We start from the raw sequence: 21,265 nt of genomic DNA, 5'->3' as shown, positions 1-21,265 counted from the left end.
GATGGACCACCGTGGCCCTGAAACGCAGAACTCCCCGCCCGGGCGTGCCGGACGGGGAGATCGCTGCTGCCAGAGGCGTCAGTCGAGGTAGTCGCGCAGGACCTGCGAGCGGCTCGGGTGACGCAGCTTCGACATCGTCTTGGACTCGATCTGACGGATGCGCTCGCGCGTCACGCCGTAGACCTTGCCGATCTCGTCGAGCGTCTTGGGCTGACCGTCGGTGAGGCCGAAGCGCATGGAGACCACGCCCGCCTCACGCTCGGAGAGCGTGTCGAGCACGGCGTGGAGCTGCTCCTGCAGGAGGGTGAACGAGACGGCGTCCGCGGGGACGATGGCCTCGGAGTCCTCGATGAGGTCACCGAACTCGGAGTCTCCGTCCTCGCCCAGCGGCGTGTGGAGGGAGATGGGCTCGCGGCCGTACTTCTGGACCTCGATGACCTTCTCCGGGGTCATGTCGAGCTCCTTGGCCAGCTCCTCCGGGGTGGGCTCGCGGCCCAGGTCCTGGAGCATCTGGCGCTGCACGCGGGCGAGCTTGTTGATGACCTCGACCATGTGCACGGGGATGCGGATCGTGCGCGCCTGGTCGGCCATCGCGCGGGTGATGGCCTGACGGATCCACCACGTCGCGTAGGTCGAGAACTTGTAGCCCTTGGTGTAGTCGAACTTCTCGACCGCACGGATCAGGCCCAGGTTGCCTTCCTGGATCAGGTCGAGGAAGAGCATGCCGCGACCGGTGTAGCGCTTGGCCAGCGAGACGACGAGTCGCAGGTTGGCCTCGAGCAGGTGGTTCTTGGCGCGGCGACCGTCCTCGACGATCCACTCGAGCTCCTCGAGTGTCTTCGGGCTGAGCTTGCCGCCCTTGGCGAGCTTCTCCTCGGAGAAGAGCCCGGCCTCGATGCGCTTGGCGAGCTCGACCTCCATCTCGGCGTTGAGGAGCGGCACCTTGCCGATCTGCTTGAGGTAGTCCTTGACCGGGTCGGCGGTGGCGCCGGCGACCATGACCTGCTGCTCGGGCTCGTCGGTGTCGTCGGCCGCGGAGACGACGAAGGATGCTTCCTTCTCGTCCTCCTTGATCGTGGGGTCGGCCACGACGTCCTTCTCGAACTGCTCGTCCGGGATGTCCGGCAGGATCTTCTTGCCGTCGGGACCGAGAACGACCACCTCGGCCGCATCGGTCGCGTTGACCTCGACGACGTCGACGGCGCCCTTGGCGGCCGCCTTCTTCGCGGTGGCCTTCTTGGCGGTGGCCTTCTTCGCCGTCGCCTTCTTGGCCGGCGCCTCGGCGCCGTCGGCCTTCGCGGCCGGCGCCTTCTTGGCAGCCTTGGCGGTCGTGGCGCGGCGGCCACTCTCCGCAGCCGCGGCGCGCGCCACAGGAGCGGCGCTCACGTCGACGGTGATGCCGACGCCACTGAGGTGGGTCAGCAGCGCCTTGAGGTGCCGGGGCTCGACCGCGGCAGCGTCACTGGCCTGCCGGACCTGGTCGGGGGTCACGGTGCCATCGATGGAACCGGCCTCCACCAGGAGGACGATTGCAGGGTGCGTGAGCACCTCGGCGGGGAGCATCTTGCGTGCGCTCGAAGACACTGACACCTCTCGGGGAACGGAAAAGGGGCGCGGCGAGGCCCGGTAACGTCAAGAGCCGCATCAACCATTGTGCCATGGGGTGGGTGACGCACGCCGCCGCCCTCGTCGCGAGGCGCGTACGAGACGCCGCGGCGAGGGCTCGCAGGCGGGTGTCGGTGGCACGTGGCACGCTCTTCGCGTGCCCGACTCCCCCGTCCTTCCCGCCGCAGCGTCGCGTACGTCGTCGCCCCGACGTCGGGTCATGGCCCTGGCTCACGGGGTCCTCGCCCTCCTGCTGGCGGCCACGGGCTGCTCCGTCGTCGGGCTGGGTGGCTCGGAAGAGGCACGGCCGCCGGACCCGTCGGCCGACCTGCCATCGCCGGTCGAGTCCTTGGCGGCGCTCGCGTCGTTGCCTCGGGTCCCGCGTGCCCCGACCACTCTCCCGGCGTACGACCGAGACGCCTTCGGCCGGGCGTGGCACGACGTCGACGGCAACGGGTGCAACCAGCGCGACGACGTCCTGCTCCGCGACGCAGAGCCCGGGACGACCGTCGTCGCCCGCCAGGGGACGTGCTCGCACGACGTCCTGGCAGGCACCTGGGTCGATCCCTACAGCGGCCGGCGACTGGTTCTCGACGACCTGAAGGAGCGGTCCCAGGCCCAGTCCGTGCAGATCGACCACGTCGTCCCGCTGGCCGAGGCATGGCGCTCCGGTGCCCACCGCTGGACGCCGGACCAGCGCCGCAGCTTCGCCAACCACCTCGACGGCCTGCTGGCGGTCGACGGCCCCACCAACATGTCGAAGGGCGACGCCGACCCGGCGGCGTGGCGACCGCGCCAGGCGCACCAGTGTGCGTACGCGGCGCGCTGGGTCCAGGTGAAGCATGTCTGGGCCCTGGCGGTGGACGACAGCGAGCGGCGCGCTCTCACCGAGATGCTGGACGCCTGCCCGGCCTGAGCGAGCTGGTGGCGGCCGCGGTCGGAGGGTCAGCCCTTCGCAGCTGCCTTCTTCGCCTTCTTGAAGTCACGCACCTTCTGCAAGGAGTCGGCGTCGATCACGTCGGCCACCGAGCGGAACCCGTCCAGGGCGTAGTCCCCCGCCACGGACTCCCATCCCTGGGGCTTGACGCCTCGCTGCTTGGCCAGCAGCGCCACGAAGATCTGGGCCTTCTGCTTGCCGAAGCCCGGGAGCGCCGTCACGCGCTTCATCAGGTCCTTGCCGTCCTTGGCCTCGGTCCACAGCCGAGAGGTGTCGCCGCCGTACTCCTCGAGCACGATCCGCGCGATCTCCTGCACCCGTGCGGCCATCGAGCCGGGGAACCGGTGGATCGCCGGGGTGGTCGCAGCCATGGCAGCGAACGCCTCCGGGTCGGCGTGGGCGATCTCCTCCACCTCGAAGGATCCGAGGCGCTCGCGGATCTTCTCGGGCCCGCGGAAGGCGTGCTCCATCGGATACTGCTGGTCGAGCATCATGCCGATCAGCAGAGCGAAGTCCGACTCCGCGAGCAGGGCGTCAGCGGCAGGGTCCTGGCAGATCTGGATGGCCATGGGGCCAGCATGCCAGTCCGGGTCCGCGCCCTGGACTGCTGGTGTCAGGCCTTGACGGCCAGGACCGGGCAGGGGGCGTCGAGGAGGATGCGCTGCGCGTTGCTGCCCAGCAGCAGCTTGCCGACGGGGCTACGGCGCCTCAGACCGATCACGATGAGCTCGGCGCCGCCGGCCTCGGCGATGCCGATCAGGTCTTCGGCCGGCTCGAAGCCGCGGACCAGGGTCCGGATCTCGAAGTCGAGCCCTTCGCCCTGCAGCCGCTCCCGCACCTTCTCGGTCTGGGCCTCGACCCTGATGGAGTCCTCCCCGTCGAAGTCGTTGCCCCCTCGGTGCGAGCTCACGACGACGAGCTGGGCGTTGCGCAGACGCGCCTCCTGCACCGCTCGATCCAGGGCTGCCTCGCCCTCCGCCGTCGCGACGTATCCCACGACCACCGTGCTCATCGGGCCCCTCCTCCACGCATGCGGCCCGGCCGGACCTGCCCTGACCGTACCCGGTACGGGAGACGTTGGGGAGGCCTGTGGAAGGTGGGCTCGCCCCCGCGCCCGCGTGCGCGACAGTGGTCCCGTGCCCCTCGACGCCAACGCACCCCTCGACGCTTCTCTGCCCCGAGACACCACCGTGCCCCGATGGTTGCGTCAGGGCCTGCGCTCGGTCGCCCTCGACCTCAAGGCCAGACGTGCGCGCGGCCACGTCTCCCCCGTCCTGTGGGCCGGGGTCCCGGGCGAGGAGGCCCGTGCCGCCGCGTTCGACACCGGGGTCGTGCCGCGCCGCCAGACGCTCGACCGGAGCGACCACCTGGAGGTCGCCCTCGCCCTGGCCCACGTCGTACGACCGTTGGTGCGCGCACCGATCTTCTGGGTGACGCGGTCCGGAACCCCGGACCTGTGCGACCCGGACCTGTCCTGGCTCGCGGCCACCCGAGGGGCATGCGACGTCCTCGACCTGGAGCACCAGTTCGCCGTCGTGACCCGCGAGGGGTGGCACCACGAGCCCAGCGGCACGGTGCACCGCTGGAAACGCCTGCGGGCCTGAGGCACCCGGGACCCTCGGGCCACCGCGTGAGCGGTCAGGCCCAGGTGTGCACCGGCTCGTTGGTGTGCATGTTCGAGCGGTAGTCCTCCAGCACCCGGCGGAGCGCGGCCGAACGGTCCGTTGCACCGTGCCGCCTGACCTCGCGGATGAACCACGAGGCGCCGTTCATCCCGGTCAGGCACCGCTGCTCGATGACCCCGAGGTAGTGGTCACGCTCGCGCTGGTCCACTCCCCAGCTCTCCAGCCCTTCGTGGGCGAGGGGGAGCAACGAGCGCAGCGTCAGCTCGGTCGCGTCGACCTGGCCGTAGCCCGGCCAGTAGAGCTGGGCGCCGATCCCCTGCTGGGCCGCCACGTGGAAGTTGTCCTCCGCCGCACTGAACGACATCCGCGACCACAAGGGGCGCTCGCTGCGGGCCAGCGCACGGACAAGCCCGAAGTAGAAGGCCGCGTTGGCGATCATGTCCACCACCGTAGGACCGGCTCCGAGCACCCTGTTCTCCACCCGCAGGTGGGGCCGGCCGTCGGCGATGTCGTAGATGGGCCGGTTCCAGCGGTAGATCGTCCCGTTGTGCAGCCTCAACTCGTGGAGGGTCGGGACTCCGCCGGCCGCCAGCACTTCGTCGGGGTCCTCGTCGTCGGTGACCGGGAGGAGGGCGGGGAAGAACCGCACGTTCTCCTCGAAGAGGTCGAAGACCGAGGTGATCCACCGCTCGCCGAACCAGACACGGGGCCTCACGCCCTGGGCCTTGAGCTCGGCGCTGCGCGTGTCCGTGGCCTGCTCGAAGAGGGGGATGCGCGTCTCGTGCCACAGCTCGCGCCCCAGGAGGAAGGGCGAGTTGGCGCCGAGGGCCACCTGGACGGCTGAGATCGCCTGGCTGGCGTTCCAGTGCGAGGCGAACTCCTCCGGAGTGGTCTGCACGTGGAACTGGGTGCTCGTGCAGGCAGCCTCCGGGATGATCGAGTCCGTGGTCGTACGCAGCGACTCCGGACCGTCGATGGCGATCTCGATGTCCTCGCCCCGCGCGTCGAGGATCTGCTCACTGAGCAAGCGGTAGCGCGCGTTGGCGCTGAGTGCCTCCTCGGCGAAGTGGATCGCCCCCAGGGTCGGCAGGATCCCGATCATCACCAGGTGGGCGCCCACGTCACTGGACCGTTTCTCGGCCCGGTTGAGGCTCTCACGCAGCCCTGCCTCGAAGGTCGAGAGCGCGCCTTGTCGCAGTCGGCCGGGCTCGGTGTTGATCTCGACGTTGAACCGGCCCAGCTCCGTCTGGAAGGCAGGGTCGGCGATCGCGGCCAGCGCCTCCTCGTTCTTCAACGCGGGGTCGCCCAGCTGGTCGACGAGGTTGAACTCCACCTCGAGACCGGTCATCGGGTCCTCGGTGTCGAAGCGCGAGTCAGCCAGCATGCGGGCGAAGACGTCCAGGCACTGGCGCACCTTCGCGCGGTGACGGGTCCGGTCACCCCGGGAGAATTCCTGTGCGTCGACTTCTTCGCCCATGCCGCGACGATAGCCACCCCGGTGGCCGTCGAAACCTCGTCCCACATCACGCGACGTCGTGTCCAGACCGGTCCCTCCCCGCCGACCCGCCTCGGTGCGGCCCCTCCAGCAAGGGCTGCCACAGCGCCGGTGGAGCGGCGCGGGTGAGCAGGTCCTCGACCAGACGGGCGAGGGAGCATGTCTCCCCCGACGCCTGCGAGACCTCGACCGCGCACCACGCCAGCGCCCCGTCGCCGGCCAACCACGCGTGGAAGGCCAGGACCGCCGCGGGCGCCGCCCGTTCGTCGGGCGGACACCCGCGCAGGACCCGCAGCCAGATCTCGACGTGCTGGCGCGCGTCGCTCCGCTCGACCCACCCCCACGCCGCGTCCCGCCCGTCCTGGTGGGCGACCCCCAGGCACAGCCGCGCCACCTCCGCGGCGTCCGGCAACGTGTGCTCCCGCAGATGTCCGTCCAGGCACTCCAGCACCCACGCGGCGTCGACCCCGGAGTCGAGCCGGTCAGCGACGTCAGCCCGTCTCCTCCCGACCTCGCCACAGAAAGCAGGGTCGGGCCGCAGCTGGTCACGCAGCGCCTCCCGGGACCCCAGGACGACCTGGCCGCCCACCACCGCCTCGGCGACGAAGGGATGGCTCATGGCGTCGTACTCCCGCGGCACCGTCGTCGGCGGTGTCACCGAGACCCAGTGGGAGCCGTCGGCAGCGACAGCGGCGGCCACCTCGACCCCGGCGGCACCGAACACCTCAGCGAGGTGGGCACCGACCCAGCGCGCCCGGTCGAGGTCGGCGTAGGTGACCACCGCCACCCGCCTCACCCCGTGCCGCAGCAGCGGGTCGAGCAGTCCGTCCGCCAGCTCGGACAGGTCGGTGTCGTCGAGGATGTCGGCCCGGGCGTGGGGCCCGCTGCCCGGTGGCAGCGAGACCACCACGGCCGAACGCTGCGGCAGGAAGCCCAGCAGCAGTGGCACGCATGCCAGCAGGTCGTCGGGCGTACGGACGGTGAGCGAGGTGGGAGTCATGCCGCGACTCTGGCCCGGCCGGCTCCCCGCTCGCAGCCGCCACGGAGGGCCCTGTGGAGGGGCCATCGCCTGGGGAGAAGCTGCGGCTTTTCCACATCGTCGGCGGTGACGACGACAATGGGGGCATGAGTGCGGGCTGCCGGGACGCGAGGTCGTGATGCGTGCCACCGCCTCGATCCTCCATCTGGACCTCGACGCCTTCTTCGCTGCCGTCGAGCAACGTGACAAGCCCTCGCTGCGCGGCAAGCCCGTCGTGGTCGGCGGTGTCGGGGGTCGGGGCGTCGTGGCCACCGCCTCCTACGAAGCGCGGACCTTCGGTGTGCGGTCGGCGATGTCGACCCGCGAGGCCCGCGCCCGTTGTCCGCACGCGGCCTTCCTCTCCGGACGGTTCCACGCCTACCGCGCAGCCAGCAGGCTCGTGATGAAGGCCCTGCGTGAGGTGTCCCCGCTGGTCGAGCCCCTCTCCCTCGACGAGGCGTTCGTCGACCTCGCTGCCGCCGACCTGCCGGACCTGTCGCTGGAGACGGTCGCCGGCGTCGCCGAGGAGCTGCGCCAGCAGGTGAGCGAGGTGACCGGCGGCCTCACCGCGACGGTGGGCGTGGCCAGCTCCAAGTTCATGGCCAAGGTGGCCAGCGAGCTGGACAAGCCCGACGGGCTCACCGTGGTCGCCCCGGGCACCGAGCTGGAGCTGCTGTGGCCCATGCACGTACGCGTCATCCCCGGGGTCGGACCGGCCACCGTGGAGCGACTGCGGCGCGACGGCATCCACACCGTCGCCGACCTGGCCCGGGCCAGCGAGGAGGAGGTCGTCCGGCTGGTCGGCAAGGCACACGGCCACGGCCTCCACCGTCTGGCCCACGCGGTCGACCACCGGCCGGTCGTGGCCGAGCGCGAGGCCAAGTCGGTCAGCGTCGAGGACACCTACTCCGAGGACGTGAACGACCGGGTGCTGATGGAGGGGCTGCTGGCACGCCAGGCCACCACCGTCGCGCAGCGACTGTCCAAGGCGCGTCAGTCAGGACGCACGGTGAGCATCAAGGTGCGGCTGCACGACTTCACCACGCTCAGCCGGTCCTCCACCCTCGACTCCCCCACCGACGACGCCCAGGTCATCGCCCGCACCGCCCGACGCCTGCTGGGTGAGGTGGAGACCGCCGGCGGCGTCCGCCTCCTCGGAGTCGGCGTCTCCGGACTCGCGGACTGGATCCAGGAAGGGCTCTTCGGCGACGAGGTCGAGCAGGAGGAGCCCATTCCTGTGGACGCCGCACCGCCGTCACGTCGCCCGGCCTGGGCGCCCGGCTCCGACGTCGTGCACGCCGACCACGGTCCCGGATGGGTCTGGGGCTCGGGCCGAGGCGTGGTCACGGTCCGGTTCGAGACGGCCGAGACCGGTCCGGGGCCGGTGCGTTCCTTCTCCCTGGAGGATCGCGCACTGACCCTCCTGGAGCACGGGACGCTCGACGCCGACTGACGTCCGGCGCCTGCGTCAGAGCAGCTCGAGCACGACCTCGTCGCCGGGGCGTGCCTGGGCGCACCAGGCCAGGTCCGCCCGGGCCACGACCGCCACCACGGGGTAGCCGCCGGTGGGCGGGTGGTCATTGAGGAAGACGACGAGCTCGCCACCCTCGGGAGCCTGCACGGCACCGAGCACCATGCCCTCGCTCGGCAGCTCCCCGGGGCGACGCCCCACGCGTACGCCCTCCAGCCGCAGGCCGACCCGGTTCGACGCCGCGCCCACCCGGACGACGGCACCGTCGAGGTCGTCGGGACGCGTCAACCAGTCCGCCTGCGGTCCGGGGTGCAGGCGCAGCACGGCCTCTGCCGGGGGCCGGACCACCACTCCGGCCGCCGGCACGCGGCCGGGGACGCCGAGCGGCAGCACCTGGCCGGCCCGCACCACGGGGGGTCCGACCCCGGCGAGCGTGTCGGTCGAGCGGGAGCCCAGGACGGGCGCCACGTCGATGGCGCCGGCCAGGGCGACGTACGTCCGCAGACCGTGCGTGGGAGTGCCGATGACGACCTCGGTGCCCGCTGCCAGGGTCACGGCCTCGGCGAACGGCAGTGACCGGCCTGCCGCCGTGACGGGGCACCGGGCTCCGGTCACCGCCAGCGTCCGGGCCGCGCCGAGCACGAAGCGCAGGCCGCCAGCGGTGGTCTCCAGCAGCGCGGCACCCTCCGGGTTGCCGACGAGCCGGTTGGCCAGCGTCGCTGCCCCTGCGTCCAGGAAGCCCGCCCGCGGCACGCCGAGGTGCGCCCAGCCGGGACGGCCGGCGTCCTGGACGGTGGTGAGCGGACCGGGCTCGACGACGTGCACGCTCACGCGACCACGAACCGCACCCGCGCACCCGGCACCAGGAGGGCCGGGGCCTCCCCCCGCCCGAGGTCCCAGACCGCCAGCTCGGTGCGGCCCAGCAGGCTCCAGCCTCCCGGCGACTCCGAGGGATAGATACCGCACCAGCGATCTGCCAGCGCGACCGAGCCGGCCGGCACCCGGCTGCGCGGCGACGCCAGGCGCGGCACCGCCCACTCCGCGGGCAGACCGCTCAGATAGCTGAAGCCCGGCGCGAAGCCGGAGAAGGTGGCGACGAACTCGAGGCCGGTGTGCCGCGCGACCACCCCGCCGACGTCGACGCCCCAGTGGGCGGCGACTCGGTCGAGATCCGCCCCGTCGTAGATGACCGGGACCTCGACCAGCTCACCGGCGTGGGCCTGCACCGCCGTCGGGTCCCACCCCTCGACGATCCGCCACAGCTCATCGGGCTCCTCGACGCCGTCGACCAGCACCGTCGTGGCGGCCGGCACGACGTCGCTGCACCGCAGCGCTCCGTGACGCAGAGCTGTCGCCAGCGATGCTGCCTGCTCGGCGCCGTCCACCCGGAGCAGCCAGGCGTCCGATCCGAGGCGCACGGCCCCCAGCGGCAGTGGACGGTCGGAGGGCACGGCGTACGCCCTCACAGTCCGCGCAGCTGCCAGCCGGCACCCCGCAGCGCCGACCGCACCGCGCGGGCGGCGGCCACGGCACCTGGGCTGTCGCCGTGGAGGCAGAGCGAGTGGATGTCGGGACGGGCGGCGAGCTCGACCGCCCGGGACGCGATCGCCGCCTCCCCCTCGACCAGGGCCCCGGGCTCGCCACGCGGCACGAGTCGCCCCTGGTCGGTGTACCCCCGGTCGGGGAACGCCTCGGACCAGACCGTGCGGCCGCGCTCACTCGCCAGGTGGGCGAGCGCCCCGGGCACCATGGCGAGCACCGGCAGCTCGCCGGACCCGTCGAGCACGGCAGTGGCCTGGACCTCGTCGTCGATCACGCGGTGGTAGAGCGCGCCGTGCGGCTTGACGTAGCGGACGCTGGTGCCCTCGGCAGCGGCGATCGCGGCGAGGGTCCCGACCTGGTCAGCCACCTGCTCCCGCAGCACGGAGGCCGGCACGTCACGATCCAGGCGCCCGAAGTTCTCGCGGTCCGCGTAGGAGACCTGTGCCCCCACCGAGACCCCGGACGTCACCGCGCGAGCGCAGACCTCACGCATGATCGCCACCGACCCGGCGTGATAGCCGCACGCCACGTTGGCGCTCGAGACGACCCCCAGGAGGGCCGCGTCGTCGGTGATCTCCTCGCCGAGGTCGGCATTCAGGTCCAGGTGCACGGAGCCATTCTGACGCCTCTCCGCGTCGTGGACGTCAGGTGTCGACGAAGTCCGACGGGTCCTCGCCGCGGTCGGCGCTGCCCCGTACGCTGTCGGCCATGTCCGACAGCGCCCAGTCGTCCCCCGCCCAGCCACCCGTCGCTCCCCGCCACCCGGTGAGCCGCGAGTGGCACGGAGTCACCCGTACCGACGACTACGAGTGGTTGCGGGAGAAGGACTCCCCGGAGGTGCTCGCCCACCTGGAGGCCGAGAACGCCTGGACCGAGCAGGCCACCGCCCACCTCGCGGACCTGCGGGCATCGCTCTTCGAGGAGACCCGGGCACGCACCAAGGAGACCGACCTGTCGGTCCCGACCCGCAACCGCGGATGGTGGTTCTACGGGCGCACCTTCGAGGGCAAGGAGTACGGCGCCAGCTGCCGCGTGCCGGTCAGCGACCCTGACGACTGGACCCCGCCGGTCCCCGACGCCGACGCCAAGGTCGACGAACCGGCCCTGCCCGGCGAAGAGGTGCTGCTCGACCTCAACGAGCTGGCCGAGGGCCACGAGTTCTTCTCCCTCGGCGGCTCCGCACTCTCGCTGGACGACACCCTGCTGGCCTACTCGGTCGACACCGCCGGCGACGAGCGCTACACCGTGCGCGTCAAGCGTCTGGCCGACGGCACCCTCCTCGACGACGTCGTCGAGGGCGTGCTCGGCGGAGTCACCTGGCACCCGGACAGCACCTCCTTCTTCTACACGACCGTCGACGAGGCGTGGCGCTCCGACAAGGTGTGGCGACACCGGCTCGGGACGTCGCAGGCCGAGGACGAGCTGGTGCACCACGAGACCGACGCGCGCTACTGGGTGGCGGTGGGCCGCAGCCGCGACGACCGCTGGCTGTACGTCGTCTCCGGCTCGAAGACCACGACCGAGTGGTCGATCCTGGACACCACCGACGAGCAGGCGCAGTTCACCGTCTTCCACCCCCGCACCGACGGGCTGGAGTACCACCTCGAGTCGGCCGTCATCGCCGACGCCCCGGCGTTCCTCGTACTGCACAACGGCACCGGTCCTGACTTCGAGCTCGCCGTCTCCCCACCGGCACCGGCCACGCCCGCCCAGTGGGCCCCGCTGGTGGCGCACGACCCCGCGGTGCGTCTCGAGGACGTGGACGCGTTCGCCACCCACCTCGTGCTGCACCAGCGCAGCGAGGGCCTGACCCAGCTGCGCATCCTTCCGCTCGGCCCGGACGGCGTCGGCGAGGGCCACCTGGTCGAGTTCGACCGGGCGGTCTACACCATCGGCTCCGGCTCCAACCCGGAGTTCACCCAGCCGACCGTGCGCCTGGGCTACACCTCCCTGGCCGTGCCATCGTCGGTCTACGACTACGACGTACGCACCCGCGAGCTGACGCTGCTGCGGCGTACGCCCGTGCTCGGCGGCTTCGACGTCGACGACTACGAGGAGCACCGGCTCTGGGCGACCGCCCGTGACGGGGTCCAGGTGCCCGTCTCGCTCGTGTGCCGCAAGGGCGCCCACGACGGCGGCCGCCCGCTGCCCACCCTGCTCTACGGCTACGGGGCGTACGAGGCCTCGATCGACCCCTACTTCTCCGTGCCACGCCTGTCGCTCCTGGACCGCGGCGCCGCCTTCGCCATCGCCCACGTGCGGGGGGGCGGCGAGATGGGACGGCGCTGGTACGACGAGGGCAAGCTCGACCACAAGCCCAACACGTTCAACGACTTCGTCGACGTCGCACGCCACCTGGTCGAGACCGGTTGGTCGTCGCCCGAGACCCTCGTCGCGGAGGGCGGCAGCGCCGGCGGCCTGCTCATGGGTGCGGTGGTCAACCAGGCGCCCGAGCTCTTCGCCGGCGTCGTCGCCAACGTGCCCTTCGTCGACGCGCTGACCACGATGCTCGACGCGACGCTCCCGCTGACGATCGGCGAGTACGAGGAGTGGGGCAACCCCGAGGCCGACCCCGACGTCTACGCCCTGATGTCCTCCTACGCCCCGTACGACAACGTGGCAGCGGTGGACTATCCCCCGATCCTGGCGGAGACGTCGCTCAACGACACCCGGGTCCTCTACGTGGAGCCTGCCAAGTGGATCGCGAAGCTGCGCGCCACCGCCGTGGGCCGACGTGACTTCCTGCTGCGCACCGAGATGAGCGCCGGCCACGGCGGCGTCTCGGGCCGTTACAAGGCCTGGCACGACCGCGCGTTCTCGCTGGCCTGGATCCTGGACCGGATGGGTCTGGCGCACGCCGCGCCTGATCGAGCCTCCCAACCCTGAGGGTTTCCGGAGAGACGCCGGGGTGGGCTGAAAACTCCCTGAGAGTCGGCCCACCCGGCAACTTCAGGGCTCTGCCACTCGTCAAACCACCGAGAGACTCGATCGGTGGATGCGCAGGGTTGAACCCAGAACGCAGGGGAATCATCCGGCTCCACCGACCGTTGACCACGGTGTGACCGCTACGAGCGGACACGGAGCAGGAGGCAAGACGATGGCAACTCGCACGGCACCCCGTGCCCACAGCGCCGACCGAGAGATCGAGGGGCGCGACTCTGTCGGTCTCTACCTGGACGAGATCGCACGCACTCCCCTGCTGGACGCAGCCACCGAGGTCGAACTCTCCAAGACGATCGAAGCCGGCCTGATGGCTGAGCACCTGCTGGCGCAGGGTCGTGTCGGCCGCCGCAAGGGCGGCGCCCCCATGTCGGCCACCGAGGAGGAGCTGACGTGGTTGGCGGAGGAGGGTCACCGTGCCGTGGACACCTTCATCAGCGCGAACCTGCGCCTCGTGGTCTCGATCGCGCGCAAGTACGGCCGCGCCCAGATGCCGATGCTGGACCTGATCCAGGAAGGCAACACCGGCCTGATCCGTGCGGTCGAGAAGTTCGACTACACCAAGGGCTACAAGTTCTCGACCTACGCGACCTGGTGGGTGCGTCAGGCGATCACCCGCGGCATCGCGCAGCAGGCACGCGTCGTACGCCTGCCCGTGCACGTGGTCGAGGAGCTCAACCAGGTCGGCAACGCCCGCCGCACCCTCGAGCGCCAGCTCGGCCGCGACCCGGAGCCGGTGGAGATCGCCGCAGAGCTCAGCATGACCACCGAGCGCGTCCTCGACCTGATGGCGTGGGGCCGTGACCACGTCTCACTGGACACCCCGCTGGACGAGGACGGCGACACGTCGCTGGGTGACCTGATGGCCCAGGAGACCGCCCCCGGTCCCGACGCCAACGTCCTCGACGTCGAGTCGCGCGCCCGCCTCGAGAGCCTCGTCGGGCAGCTCGACGAGCGTTCGGCCGACATCGTGCGCGCCCGCTACGGCCTCACCGACGGACGCCAGCACAAGCTGGCCGACATCGGCGCCCGCCACGGAATCTCCGCCGAGCGCGTCCGCCAGCTCGAGCGTGAGGCCCTCCAGAAGCTGCGCCGGTTGGGAGACCCCGACCTGGCGGCCTGACCCTCCTCCGGGGGCTGACACGGGCCCGTATCGATGCCGTCAGGCGTCGGTGCGGGCCCGTAGTGCGTCGTAGACCTCGTCCACTCGGGCCCGCAGCTGCTCGAGGTCCCCGGTGTTGTCGATGACGTGGTCGGCCACCGCCAGCCGCTGCTCGCGACTCGCCTGGGCCGCCACCCGCGCCCGCGCGTCTGCCTCGGTCATCCCTCGCAGCCCGACCATGCGGCGCAGCTGCTCCTCGACCGGCACGTCGACCACGACCACGACGTCGAAGAGCTCGGCCTGCCCGGTCTCCACGAGCAGCGGGATGTCGTGCACCACGATCGCGTCACCGGTGGCGGCGGCCTCGAGGGCGGCGCCGGCGGCGCGCACCCGCGGGTGGATGATCGCCTCCAGCGCACGACGCCTGGACTCGTCCGCGAAGACGACGGCGCCCAGTGCAGCACGGTCGAGGGAGCCGTCCTCGGCGAGGACCTCCGGCCCGAACTCCGCCAGCACGGCGGCGAGCCCGTCAGTGCCGGGGGCGACGACTTCACGGGCCAGCAGGTCCGCGTCCACGACGACGGCGCCACGCTCCGCGAGGAGCGCCGACACCGTGCTCTTGCCCGATGCCACGCCTCCGGTCAGACCGACCCTCACCACCACTGTGCACTCCTCCACCATGACGAAACGGCGCATCGCTGGACGGCGCGACAGTAGCAAGGTGGTCCGTGCGGCGCGCGTGCGTGGGCGGGAAATGCGGGACGGCCCGCCCGGATCTCTCCGGGCGGGCCGTCTCGTGACGTGCGGGTGAGCCGTGGCTCAGTTGGCGCCGCCGGTCAGCTTCTCGCGCAGGGCCTGCAGGGCCTCGTCGGACGCCAGCGAACCGCCGACCTCCTCGGCAGCCTCGACGTCGCCACCGGAGCTGTACGAGGTGGCCTCGCCAGCCTCGGCCTCGGCCTGCTTGGCCTCCGCCTGCTGCTTGACGTGCTGCTCCCAGCGAGCGTGCGCCTTGGCGTACTGCTCCTCCCAGGTCGCGCGCTGCTCGTCGAAGCCCTCGAGCCACTCGCCGGTCTCCGGGTCGAAGCCCTCGGGGTAGACGTAGTTGCCCTGGTCGTCGTACGTGGCAGCCATGCCGTAGAGCGTCGGGTCGAACTCGTCGACGTCGGCGGCAGCGGAGGTCTCGTTGGCCTGCTTGAGGGACAGCGAGATCCGGCGACGCTCGAGGTCGATGTCGATGATCTTGACCATGACGTCGTCGTTGACCTGGACGACCTGCTCCGGGATCTCCACGTGGCGCTCGGCCAGCTCGGAGATGTGCACGAGGCCCTCGATGCCCTCCTCGACGCGGACGAACGAACCGAAGGGCACCAGCTTGGTGACCTTTCCGGGCACGATCTGACCGATCTGGTGGGTGCGGGCGAAGTGCTGCCACGGGTCTTCCTGCGTGGCCTTGAGCGACAGGGACACGCGCTCGCGGTCCATGTCGACGTCGAGGACCTCGACGGTGACCTCGTCGCCGACGGTGACGACCTCGGAGGGGTGGTCGATGTGCTTCCAGGAGAGCTCGGAGACGTGGACGAGACCGTCGACGCCGCCGAGGTCGACGAACGCACCGAAGTTGACGATCGAGGAGACGACACCCTTGCGGATCTGACCCTTCTGGAGCTGGGTCAGGAAGCCGTGGCGAACCTCGGACTGGGTCTGCTCGAGCCAGGCACGGCGCGACAGGACCACGTTGTTGCGGTTCTTGTCGAGCTCGATGATCTTGGCCTCGAGGGTCTGACCCACGTAGGGCTGCAGGTCGCGGACGCGACGCATCTCGACGAGCGAGGCGGGCAGGAAGCCGCGCAGGCCGATGTCCAGGATGAGACCACCCTTGACGACCTCGATGACGGTGCCCTCGACGACGCCGTCCTCTTCCTTGACCTGCTCGATGGTGCCCCAGGCGCGCTCGTACTGGGCGCGCTTCTTCGACAGGATCAGACGACCTTCCTTGTCCTCCTTCTGGAGAACGAGGGCCTCAACCTTGTCGCCGATCGAGACGACCTCGGACGGGTCGACGTCGTGCTTGATCGAGAGCTCACGGGAGGGAATGACACCTTCGGTCTTGTAACCGATGTCGAGGAGCACCTCGTCACGGTCGACCTTCACGATGATGCCGTCGACGATGTCGCCGTCGTTGAAGTACTTGATCGTCGCGTCGATCGCGGCGAGGAAGTCCTCTTCAGAACCGATGTCGTTGATCGCCACCTGGGGGGCGTCGTAGTCGGGAAGAGGGATGCTGGTGCTCGTCATTAGGAAGAGTTGTCCTTGGGGATGGATGGAGTCGTTCGGAGCGCCGGAGAATCCGTTGTTCACCGCGACCGTTCACGATGAGCGAGGAACCGCTCCGTATGGGCTCGTCGCAGACCTCTGGCGCAATGGCCCACTCTACTCAGCGGGCACGTCAGGCGTCCAACCGGGGAGACGGCCCATCCCGCAGTCCTGCCCGCGTCCTGCCCGCTGCCCTGACCAGAGCGTTGCCCGCTCCGCTGCTAAGGGTGGGCGTGCACGTCCTGGGTCCGCACGATCTCGGCCAGGAACAGCTCGGCCAGGTCGACCACCAGGTTGCCTCCCTGACGCGCACCCAGGTCCACCAGCGCGAAGAGGTCGGCGCAGCGCGCCCGCTCCCTCGCCAGGGCTGGTTCCTCGTCGCGCACCTCGCACCACCCGGCGACGACCGCGTCCTCCCACGCAGGGTGCCGGTCGAAGCGCAGCAGGCTGCCCAGGTCGGCGTGCGGCATGCCGCTGTGCGCGTGCTCCCAGTCGACCAGTGCGGCGACGTCTCCCTCAGGGGTGAGGACCACGTTCTTGGGCGTCAGGTCGCCGTGGACCAGGCAGGTGCGCCCCACCTCGTCGAGCACGTCCTGCGCCTCGCGGACCAGTCGCCGCAGGCCGTCACGGCCGGCATCGTCCAGCGCTCGCAGGTCGTCGAGGTGCGCCTCGACGTGAGCGGGGAGGTCGCCACGGTCCCCGGGGAACGGTTCGATCCGCAGGTCCTCGTCCGCGAACTCCCCCGCCCGCAGGGTCGGCATCCCGGCGAGGGTGCCGGCGAGGTGTCCGAGGTGTCGGCCGACCTCCGCGAGCACCACGTCGTCAGCGTCGCGTACGACGTCGTCGGCGCGGGCACCCGGAACGTAGCGCGTGACGAGGAGCGGCGGCGACCCGGCGGTCGCCGGACGCACCTCCAGCACCTCCGGCACCGGGACGAGACCTCTCACCAGTCGCATCAGGGCAGCGTCGACCTGGGCGGCGTACGGACGCCCCTCACCGGCGCTGGCGAAGATGCGCACCACCGACCGTTCGTCACCGATCCCGGTGAGGAAGCTCTCCCCCGACCACCCGCCGGGCAGCGGCTGCCACTCCATGTCCATCCCCAGGTCCATCCGCATGTCCACCCGCGGCATGGTGCCACTCCCACCCCTCCCTGGGCGACGCCTGCCCCAGGACGACGCAACCACGCACGACTAGCATCCGAGGGGTGTCCGAGTCGCGCACCCCGCAGTGGGAACACCTGCCACAGTCCGTCTCCGTCGACCGCCGAGAGGTCTCGGAGGAGGAGTCACGCCGGGCCAACGGCCCTGAGTGGGACCGCTACGCCGACGAGTACCAGGCCACGCACGGCGAGTTCCTCGGCGACATCGGCTTCGTCTGGGGCCCCGAGGGACTGACCGAGCAGGAGGCAGGCGCCCTGGGTGAGCTGCGCGGTCGCCGGGTCCTGGAGGTGGGCAGCGGGGCCGGCCAGTGCTCGCGCTGGGTGCGCCAGCAGGGCGGGACCGGCATCGGGATCGACCTGTCGATGCGCCAGCTGCAGCACGCACGCCGCATCGACCTCGAGACGGGCACACCCGTCCCGTCAGTCCTGGGGACGGCGACCCAGCTGCCGTTCCGGGACGCGAGCTTCGACGTGGTCTTCTCGTCCTTCGGCGCCCTGCAGTTCGTGGCGGACCTCGACGCCGCGGTGGAGGAGACGGCGCGAGTGCTGCGTCCGGGCGGCCGGTTCGCCTTCTCCATCACCCACCCGACGCGGTGGTCCTTCCCGGACGATCCCGGGCCCGAAGGGCTGACCGCCTCGCAGTCCTACTGGGACCGCACCCCCTACGTGGAGACCGACCCGCAGACCGGCATCGTCACCTACGTGGAGCACCACCGCACGTTGGGCGACTGGGTGCGGCTGCTGGCCGCCACGGGCTTCCGCCTCGTCGACCTCCTCGAGCCCGAGTGGCCCGAGGGGCACGAACGCGTCTGGGAAGGCTGGTCGCGTACGCGTGGCTCACTGACCCCGGGGACCGCGCTCTTCGTCACCGACCTCGCCCCCTGAGGGCCCCACACGAGGCAGTCACCGACGGATCCCTCCGAACGCACCAGGAGCCCGACCGGACCAGTGGTCCGACCGAGCTCCTGAGGGGGTGCGTGCTTCTGTGCGTCGGCTCAGTACTCCGAAGCCTTGGCGCGGCGGTGGAGCAGGAAGCCGACCAGGATCAGCACGAGACCGCCGATGCCCAGCGCAAGAGGCAGGGTCGAGCGGATCAGCTTGAGCTGCTTCGCCTTGTCGCCGTACTCCTTGACGTTGGCGGCCACGGTCTCGTCGGTGAACTGCGTCTCCACGTCGGTCACGGTGATCTTGTCCTCACCGTCGACCTGGAGGGCGGCCGACTGCTGCTCGACGCGGTTGATGACGACGCCGGTCTCGGGCTCGACCCAGAAGGTACGGATGTTGCCGTACGTGCGGTCGGCGACGATCGGCTCCTTGCCCTTGAGACCGAGGATCTCCGGGGGCAGTGCGGGGGCCTGGGTCCAGATCTCCGGCTCGATCGTCTGGACGAAGACGTAGGTGTTGATCCCCTTGACCTTCTCCTCACGCTCGTACTCGGCGTCGAAGGCCCGCTTCAGCGTGCCGTCCCACCACTTGTACGTCTTCTTCTCGGTCTGGAAGGGGAACTTGAAGACCTGTCCCTCGAACTTCGTCTCCTCGGACTGGCCCATCTCCATCTCGGACCAAGCGTTGCAGCAGTCCACGGCCTCGCCGGTGAAGCCGTCGAACGCCACACGTTCGATGGTGCGCGAACGAACCACGCCGTCGGCCGACTTCGTCGAGGTGGCGTTGACCCAGACACGGACGTTGTCGCCAGCCTCCTCGGAGTCCTCGACGTCACCGACGGTCTTCGCGGTGGTGGTGAGCTCAGTGTCGATCTCGGTCAGCGAACCTGTGTCGAAGACGGTCGCACCAGGGCCGGACAGCGTCGAGGTGCTGTCCTGGTCCAGCGGAGCCGTGGCCAACCTCGGGTATGCGTACACGTTCAGGAGGATCCCCACGACGAGTAGGAACCCACCAATGCCCGAGAGGATCGGGCCCAACTTTCCTCGCACTTGCGTGCTCCCTCCAGACATCCCTGCCAATAAGTAGCCGCACGCTACCAGCCGGTAGACGAAACGGTGACGCAGCCCACAATGTGTCGGCTGAGCCGGGGGCGCGACTGACCCGAAGGCCCCTGGGGTGATCACACCATGAGGTGGATCACTTCTTGCGCAGAACCTGCCACAGGTTCCAGGTCAACACCTCACGCAGACCCGGCACCTTGAGCAGGTGCCGACTCGCCGGCGGGAGGTAACGGGGCCGCTCCTCGAGCAGGACCAGGTCGTCACGCGAGCGCGCCCACGCCATCCCCTCGGCCACGGTCGCGGCGTACATGCTCTCGCCGAAGACGTTCTTGGGCGGGCGCCCGGTCTTGCGCTCGTAGCGACGCGCCGCACGTTCACCTCCCAGCAGGTGCCAGGGCGAGGTCTCGTGACCACCCCACGGTCCGTACCAAGCGGTGTAGGACAGCACCACGTAGCCACCTGGCTTGACCACGCGAGCGATCTGGTCGGCCACCGAAGCCAGGTCCGGCACGTGCTCCAGCATGTTGCTCGAGAAGCCGATGTCGACGGACTCGTCGCGCAAGGGGGACTGCTCGGCACGTGCGACGACCGACAACGGGTGCTTCACCCCGTGCGCCACGATCTCGGTGTGGTCGAGGTCGACCACCAGTGACGTCGCGCCGGCGCGCCGGAAGGCGTCGGAGTAGAAGCCGGCCGCCCCACCGAAGTCGGCGATCGTCCTGCCCTCGATGTCCACGTGACGACGCAGGAGGTCGAGGGTGTCGTCCGCGATCAACCCGTAGAAGCCCTCCGGGTCGGTCTGCTCGGTCAGGAACGACCGGAAGAGCTTCACCGAACGGCGCCAGTCGTCGCGGGCGAGACCACCCGCCGGCGGTCGCGAAGAACTGATCTGGTCTGTGGAATGGCTCACATCGCGGATGCTACCCTCGAGTAATCAGCACCAGGAGGGAGACCAGGTGGTGTTCACCATCCGAACGGTCCAGTCTGTCGGTACGAGGAGGCGGCACGCATGAGCCACGTCGCCATCCTCAACTGGCGTGACCACCGGCACCCCGAGGGCGGGGGCTCGGAGACCTACCTGCTCCAGGTGTCCACGCGCCTCGCGGCTGCGGGGCACCAGGTCACGACCCTGACCGCTCGCTATCCCGGGAGCCCGAAGGAAGAGGTCATCGACGGGGTGCGCTACGTGCGCGTCGGCCAGCACATGACCGTCTACCTCTGGGCCGCCTTCTACCTGATGACCCGGCGGCTCGGACGCATCGACCACGTGATCGAGGTGCAGAACGGCATGCCGTTCCTCGCGCACCTCTTCACCCGCGCCAAGGTGACCGTGCTGGTCCACCACGTCCACCGCGAGCAGTGGCCGGTCGTCGGCCCTCTGCTGGCGAAGGTGGGATGGTTCATGGAGTCCCGGGTCGCCCCTTGGGTGAACCGCTCCAACGACTACGTGGCCGTCAGCCAGATCACGGCTGCCGAGCTCGTCTCGCTGGGCGTCGCCGAGGACCGCATCCGCATCGCCTACAACGGCGTGCCTCCGGTGCCCGAGTTCACTGCTCCCCCGCGAGACCCGCACCCGAGCCTGGTGGCGCTCAGCCGGCTCGTCCCGCACAAGCAGATCGAGCACGCCGTCCGTACCCTGCACGCCCTGCGCGACGAGGTCCCGGACGCGACGCTCACCGTCATGGGCGACGGCTGGTGGGCGGACCAGCTGCGCGAGATGGTCGTCGAGCTCGACCTCGAGGACCGCGTACGCCTGCTCGGCCACGTCGACGACACGACCAAGTTCGAGGAGCTCTCACGCGCCTGGGTGCACGTCATGCCCTCCTTGAAGGAAGGGTGGGGCCTCTCGATCGTCGAGGCCGCACACGTAGGAGTGCCGTCGGTCGCCTACCGCTCCGCCGGAGGCGTCCAGGAGTCGATCCTCGACGGCGTGACCGGACTCCTGGCCCAGGACCAGGACGACTTCACCGACTGCGTACGCCGTCTGCTCGCCGACCGCGCCCTGCGCGAGGGATTGGGCACCAAGGCGCAGATGCGCAGCGAACAGTTCACCTGGGAGGCCACGACCGCCGTGGTCGAGGGCTGCCTGCCGGCCTGACCCGGCGCCCC

Annotated in this window: 20 protein-coding genes; 7 read left to right on the top strand and 13 right to left on the bottom strand. The window is 70.6% G+C overall.

Annotation, left to right across the window (positions count from 1 at the left end; translation table 11 throughout):
- Window positions 1-78 precede the first annotated feature (78 nt).
- Complete coding sequence (locus tag FCL41_RS06650; RefSeq protein WP_239021821.1) at window positions 79-1,590, bottom strand: RNA polymerase sigma factor; 1,512 nt, start codon at window positions 1,588-1,590, stop codon at window positions 79-81.
- Between the two features lie 172 nt (window positions 1,591-1,762).
- Here FCL41_RS06650 and FCL41_RS06645 point away from each other — a divergent pair, with 172 nt between their 5' ends.
- Window positions 1,763-2,521, top strand: a complete 759-nt coding sequence (locus FCL41_RS06645; RefSeq protein ID WP_137066728.1) for an HNH endonuclease family protein — start codon at window positions 1,763-1,765, stop codon at window positions 2,519-2,521.
- A 29-nt stretch (window positions 2,522-2,550) separates the two neighbouring features.
- Here FCL41_RS06645 and FCL41_RS06640 read toward each other — a convergent pair whose 3' ends face one another.
- Both FCL41_RS06640 and FCL41_RS06635 read right to left on the bottom strand, forming a co-directional pair.
- Window positions 2,551-3,111: an HhH-GPD-type base excision DNA repair protein gene (locus tag FCL41_RS06640; protein ID WP_137066727.1), complete on the bottom strand. Its 561-nt coding sequence runs from the start codon at window positions 3,109-3,111 to the stop codon at window positions 2,551-2,553.
- 44 nt (window positions 3,112-3,155) lie between these two features.
- Window positions 3,156-3,554 (bottom strand): universal stress protein, encoded by a 399-nt coding sequence (locus tag FCL41_RS06635; RefSeq protein ID WP_137066726.1) that lies wholly within the window; start codon window positions 3,552-3,554, stop codon window positions 3,156-3,158.
- A gap of 124 nt (window positions 3,555-3,678) precedes the next feature.
- On the opposite strand from FCL41_RS06635, the gene FCL41_RS06630 reads away from it, so the two are divergent.
- Window positions 3,679-4,146: a hypothetical protein gene (locus FCL41_RS06630; protein WP_137066725.1), complete on the top strand. Its 468-nt coding sequence runs from the start codon at window positions 3,679-3,681 to the stop codon at window positions 4,144-4,146.
- A 34-nt stretch (window positions 4,147-4,180) separates the two neighbouring features.
- Here the strand turns inward: FCL41_RS06630 and FCL41_RS06625 are convergent, their stop codons facing one another.
- Together FCL41_RS06625 and FCL41_RS06620 are read right to left on the bottom strand one after the other, a co-directional pair.
- Window positions 4,181-5,644, bottom strand: coding sequence for a glutamate-cysteine ligase family protein (locus tag FCL41_RS06625; protein WP_137066724.1), 1,464 nt, complete (start codon window positions 5,642-5,644; stop codon window positions 4,181-4,183).
- Between the two features lie 46 nt (window positions 5,645-5,690).
- A complete protein-coding gene (locus FCL41_RS06620) occupies window positions 5,691-6,662 on the bottom strand; it encodes a DUF4192 domain-containing protein (protein WP_170970306.1) in 972 nt (323 codons plus the stop codon).
- Between the two features lie 157 nt (window positions 6,663-6,819).
- On the opposite strand from FCL41_RS06620, the gene FCL41_RS06615 reads away from it, so the two are divergent.
- On the top strand, window positions 6,820-8,133 hold the full coding sequence (locus tag FCL41_RS06615) for a DNA polymerase IV (RefSeq protein WP_137066722.1): 1,314 nt from the start codon (window positions 6,820-6,822) through the stop codon (window positions 8,131-8,133).
- 15 nt (window positions 8,134-8,148) lie between these two features.
- On the opposite strand, the gene FCL41_RS06610 is transcribed toward FCL41_RS06615, so the two are convergent.
- From FCL41_RS06610 to FCL41_RS06600, 3 genes are read right to left on the bottom strand one after another with little or no spacing between them, the layout of a single operon-like run.
- A complete protein-coding gene (locus FCL41_RS06610; protein WP_212723176.1) occupies window positions 8,149-8,982 on the bottom strand; it encodes a 5-oxoprolinase subunit C family protein in 834 nt (277 codons plus the stop codon).
- Window positions 8,979-9,602: a 5-oxoprolinase subunit B family protein gene (locus FCL41_RS06605; protein WP_239021820.1), complete on the bottom strand. Its 624-nt coding sequence runs from the start codon at window positions 9,600-9,602 to the stop codon at window positions 8,979-8,981. The genes FCL41_RS06610 and FCL41_RS06605 overlap by 4 nt, the downstream gene beginning before the upstream one ends.
- 11 nt (window positions 9,603-9,613) lie before the next feature.
- Window positions 9,614-10,303, bottom strand: a complete 690-nt coding sequence (locus FCL41_RS06600) for a LamB/YcsF family protein (RefSeq protein WP_137066721.1) — start codon at window positions 10,301-10,303, stop codon at window positions 9,614-9,616.
- A gap of 98 nt (window positions 10,304-10,401) precedes the next feature.
- Between FCL41_RS06600 and FCL41_RS06595 the strand changes: the two genes are divergently transcribed.
- Window positions 10,402-12,579, top strand: a complete 2,178-nt coding sequence (locus FCL41_RS06595; RefSeq protein ID WP_137066720.1) for a S9 family peptidase — start codon at window positions 10,402-10,404, stop codon at window positions 12,577-12,579.
- A 211-nt stretch (window positions 12,580-12,790) separates the two neighbouring features.
- A complete protein-coding gene (locus FCL41_RS06590; protein ID WP_137066719.1) occupies window positions 12,791-13,756 on the top strand; it encodes a sigma-70 family RNA polymerase sigma factor in 966 nt (321 codons plus the stop codon).
- 39 nt (window positions 13,757-13,795) lie between these two features.
- Here FCL41_RS06590 and coaE read toward each other — a convergent pair whose 3' ends face one another.
- The 3 genes from coaE to FCL41_RS06575 form a co-directional block, all read right to left on the bottom strand.
- Window positions 13,796-14,431, bottom strand: coding sequence for a dephospho-CoA kinase (gene coaE, locus FCL41_RS06585; RefSeq protein WP_212723175.1), 636 nt, complete (start codon window positions 14,429-14,431; stop codon window positions 13,796-13,798).
- A 123-nt stretch (window positions 14,432-14,554) separates the two neighbouring features.
- Complete coding sequence (rpsA, locus tag FCL41_RS06580) at window positions 14,555-16,030, bottom strand: 30S ribosomal protein S1 (RefSeq protein WP_137066718.1); 1,476 nt, start codon at window positions 16,028-16,030, stop codon at window positions 14,555-14,557.
- 239 nt (window positions 16,031-16,269) lie between these two features.
- Window positions 16,270-17,181, bottom strand: a complete 912-nt coding sequence (locus FCL41_RS06575) for a phosphotransferase family protein (RefSeq protein WP_239021819.1) — start codon at window positions 17,179-17,181, stop codon at window positions 16,270-16,272.
- Window positions 17,182-17,255: 74 nt separating this feature from the next.
- Between FCL41_RS06575 and FCL41_RS06570 the strand changes: the two genes are divergently transcribed.
- The gene (locus FCL41_RS06570; protein ID WP_239021818.1) at window positions 17,256-18,095 is read left to right on the top strand and encodes a class I SAM-dependent methyltransferase; all 840 of its coding nucleotides are present in this window, start codon (window positions 17,256-17,258) and stop codon (window positions 18,093-18,095) included.
- 110 nt (window positions 18,096-18,205) lie between these two features.
- On the opposite strand, the gene pgfA is transcribed toward FCL41_RS06570, so the two are convergent.
- Together pgfA and FCL41_RS06560 are read right to left on the bottom strand one after the other, a co-directional pair.
- Window positions 18,206-19,165, bottom strand: a complete 960-nt coding sequence (gene pgfA, locus FCL41_RS06565) for a cell envelope lipid trafficking protein PgfA (RefSeq protein WP_137066717.1) — start codon at window positions 19,163-19,165, stop codon at window positions 18,206-18,208.
- A gap of 127 nt (window positions 19,166-19,292) precedes the next feature.
- Entirely contained in the window at window positions 19,293-20,066 is a 774-nt protein-coding gene (locus FCL41_RS06560) for a class I SAM-dependent methyltransferase (protein WP_239021816.1), read from the bottom strand.
- Between the two features lie 99 nt (window positions 20,067-20,165).
- Here FCL41_RS06560 and FCL41_RS06555 point away from each other — a divergent pair, with 99 nt between their 5' ends.
- Window positions 20,166-21,254 (top strand): glycosyltransferase family 4 protein, encoded by a 1,089-nt coding sequence (locus FCL41_RS06555; protein ID WP_137066716.1) that lies wholly within the window; start codon window positions 20,166-20,168, stop codon window positions 21,252-21,254.
- The last annotated feature ends 11 nt before the right edge of the window (window positions 21,255-21,265 follow it).

The organism is Nocardioides jishulii (assembly GCF_006007965.1).
GTDB classification, from domain to species: domain Bacteria; phylum Actinomycetota; class Actinomycetes; order Propionibacteriales; family Nocardioidaceae; genus Nocardioides; species Nocardioides jishulii.
The sequence above is the reverse complement of the archived record's forward strand: the minus strand, read 5'-3'. Positions and strand labels throughout refer to the sequence as shown.

What these genes read in the sequence shown, in the direction of transcription:
- FCL41_RS06640 (WP_137066727.1), bottom strand. Translation starts at nt 3,111, where the DNA reads ATGGCCATCCAGATCTGCCAGGACCCTGCCGCTGACGCCCTGCTCGCG.
- FCL41_RS06590 (WP_137066719.1), top strand. Translation starts at nt 12,791, where the DNA reads ATGGCAACTCGCACGGCACCCCGTGCCCACAGCGCCGACCGAGAGATC.
- pgfA (WP_137066717.1), bottom strand. Translation starts at nt 19,165, where the DNA reads ATGTCTGGAGGGAGCACGCAAGTGCGAGGAAAGTTGGGCCCGATCCTC.
- FCL41_RS06575 (WP_239021819.1), bottom strand. Translation starts at nt 17,181, where the DNA reads ATGCCGCGGGTGGACATGCGGATGGACCTGGGGATGGACATGGAGTGG.
- FCL41_RS06625 (WP_137066724.1), bottom strand. Translation starts at nt 5,644, where the DNA reads ATGGGCGAAGAAGTCGACGCACAGGAATTCTCCCGGGGTGACCGGACC.
- FCL41_RS06620 (WP_170970306.1), bottom strand. Translation starts at nt 6,662, where the DNA reads ATGACTCCCACCTCGCTCACCGTCCGTACGCCCGACGACCTGCTGGCA.
- FCL41_RS06635 (WP_137066726.1), bottom strand. Translation starts at nt 3,554, where the DNA reads ATGAGCACGGTGGTCGTGGGATACGTCGCGACGGCGGAGGGCGAGGCA.
- FCL41_RS06595 (WP_137066720.1), top strand. Translation starts at nt 10,402, where the DNA reads ATGTCCGACAGCGCCCAGTCGTCCCCCGCCCAGCCACCCGTCGCTCCC.
- coaE (WP_212723175.1), bottom strand. Translation starts at nt 14,431, where the DNA reads ATGCGCCGTTTCGTCATGGTGGAGGAGTGCACAGTGGTGGTGAGGGTC.
- rpsA (WP_137066718.1), bottom strand. Translation starts at nt 16,030, where the DNA reads ATGACGAGCACCAGCATCCCTCTTCCCGACTACGACGCCCCCCAGGTG.
- FCL41_RS06555 (WP_137066716.1), top strand. Translation starts at nt 20,166, where the DNA reads ATGAGCCACGTCGCCATCCTCAACTGGCGTGACCACCGGCACCCCGAG.
- FCL41_RS06615 (WP_137066722.1), top strand. Translation starts at nt 6,820, where the DNA reads ATGCGTGCCACCGCCTCGATCCTCCATCTGGACCTCGACGCCTTCTTC.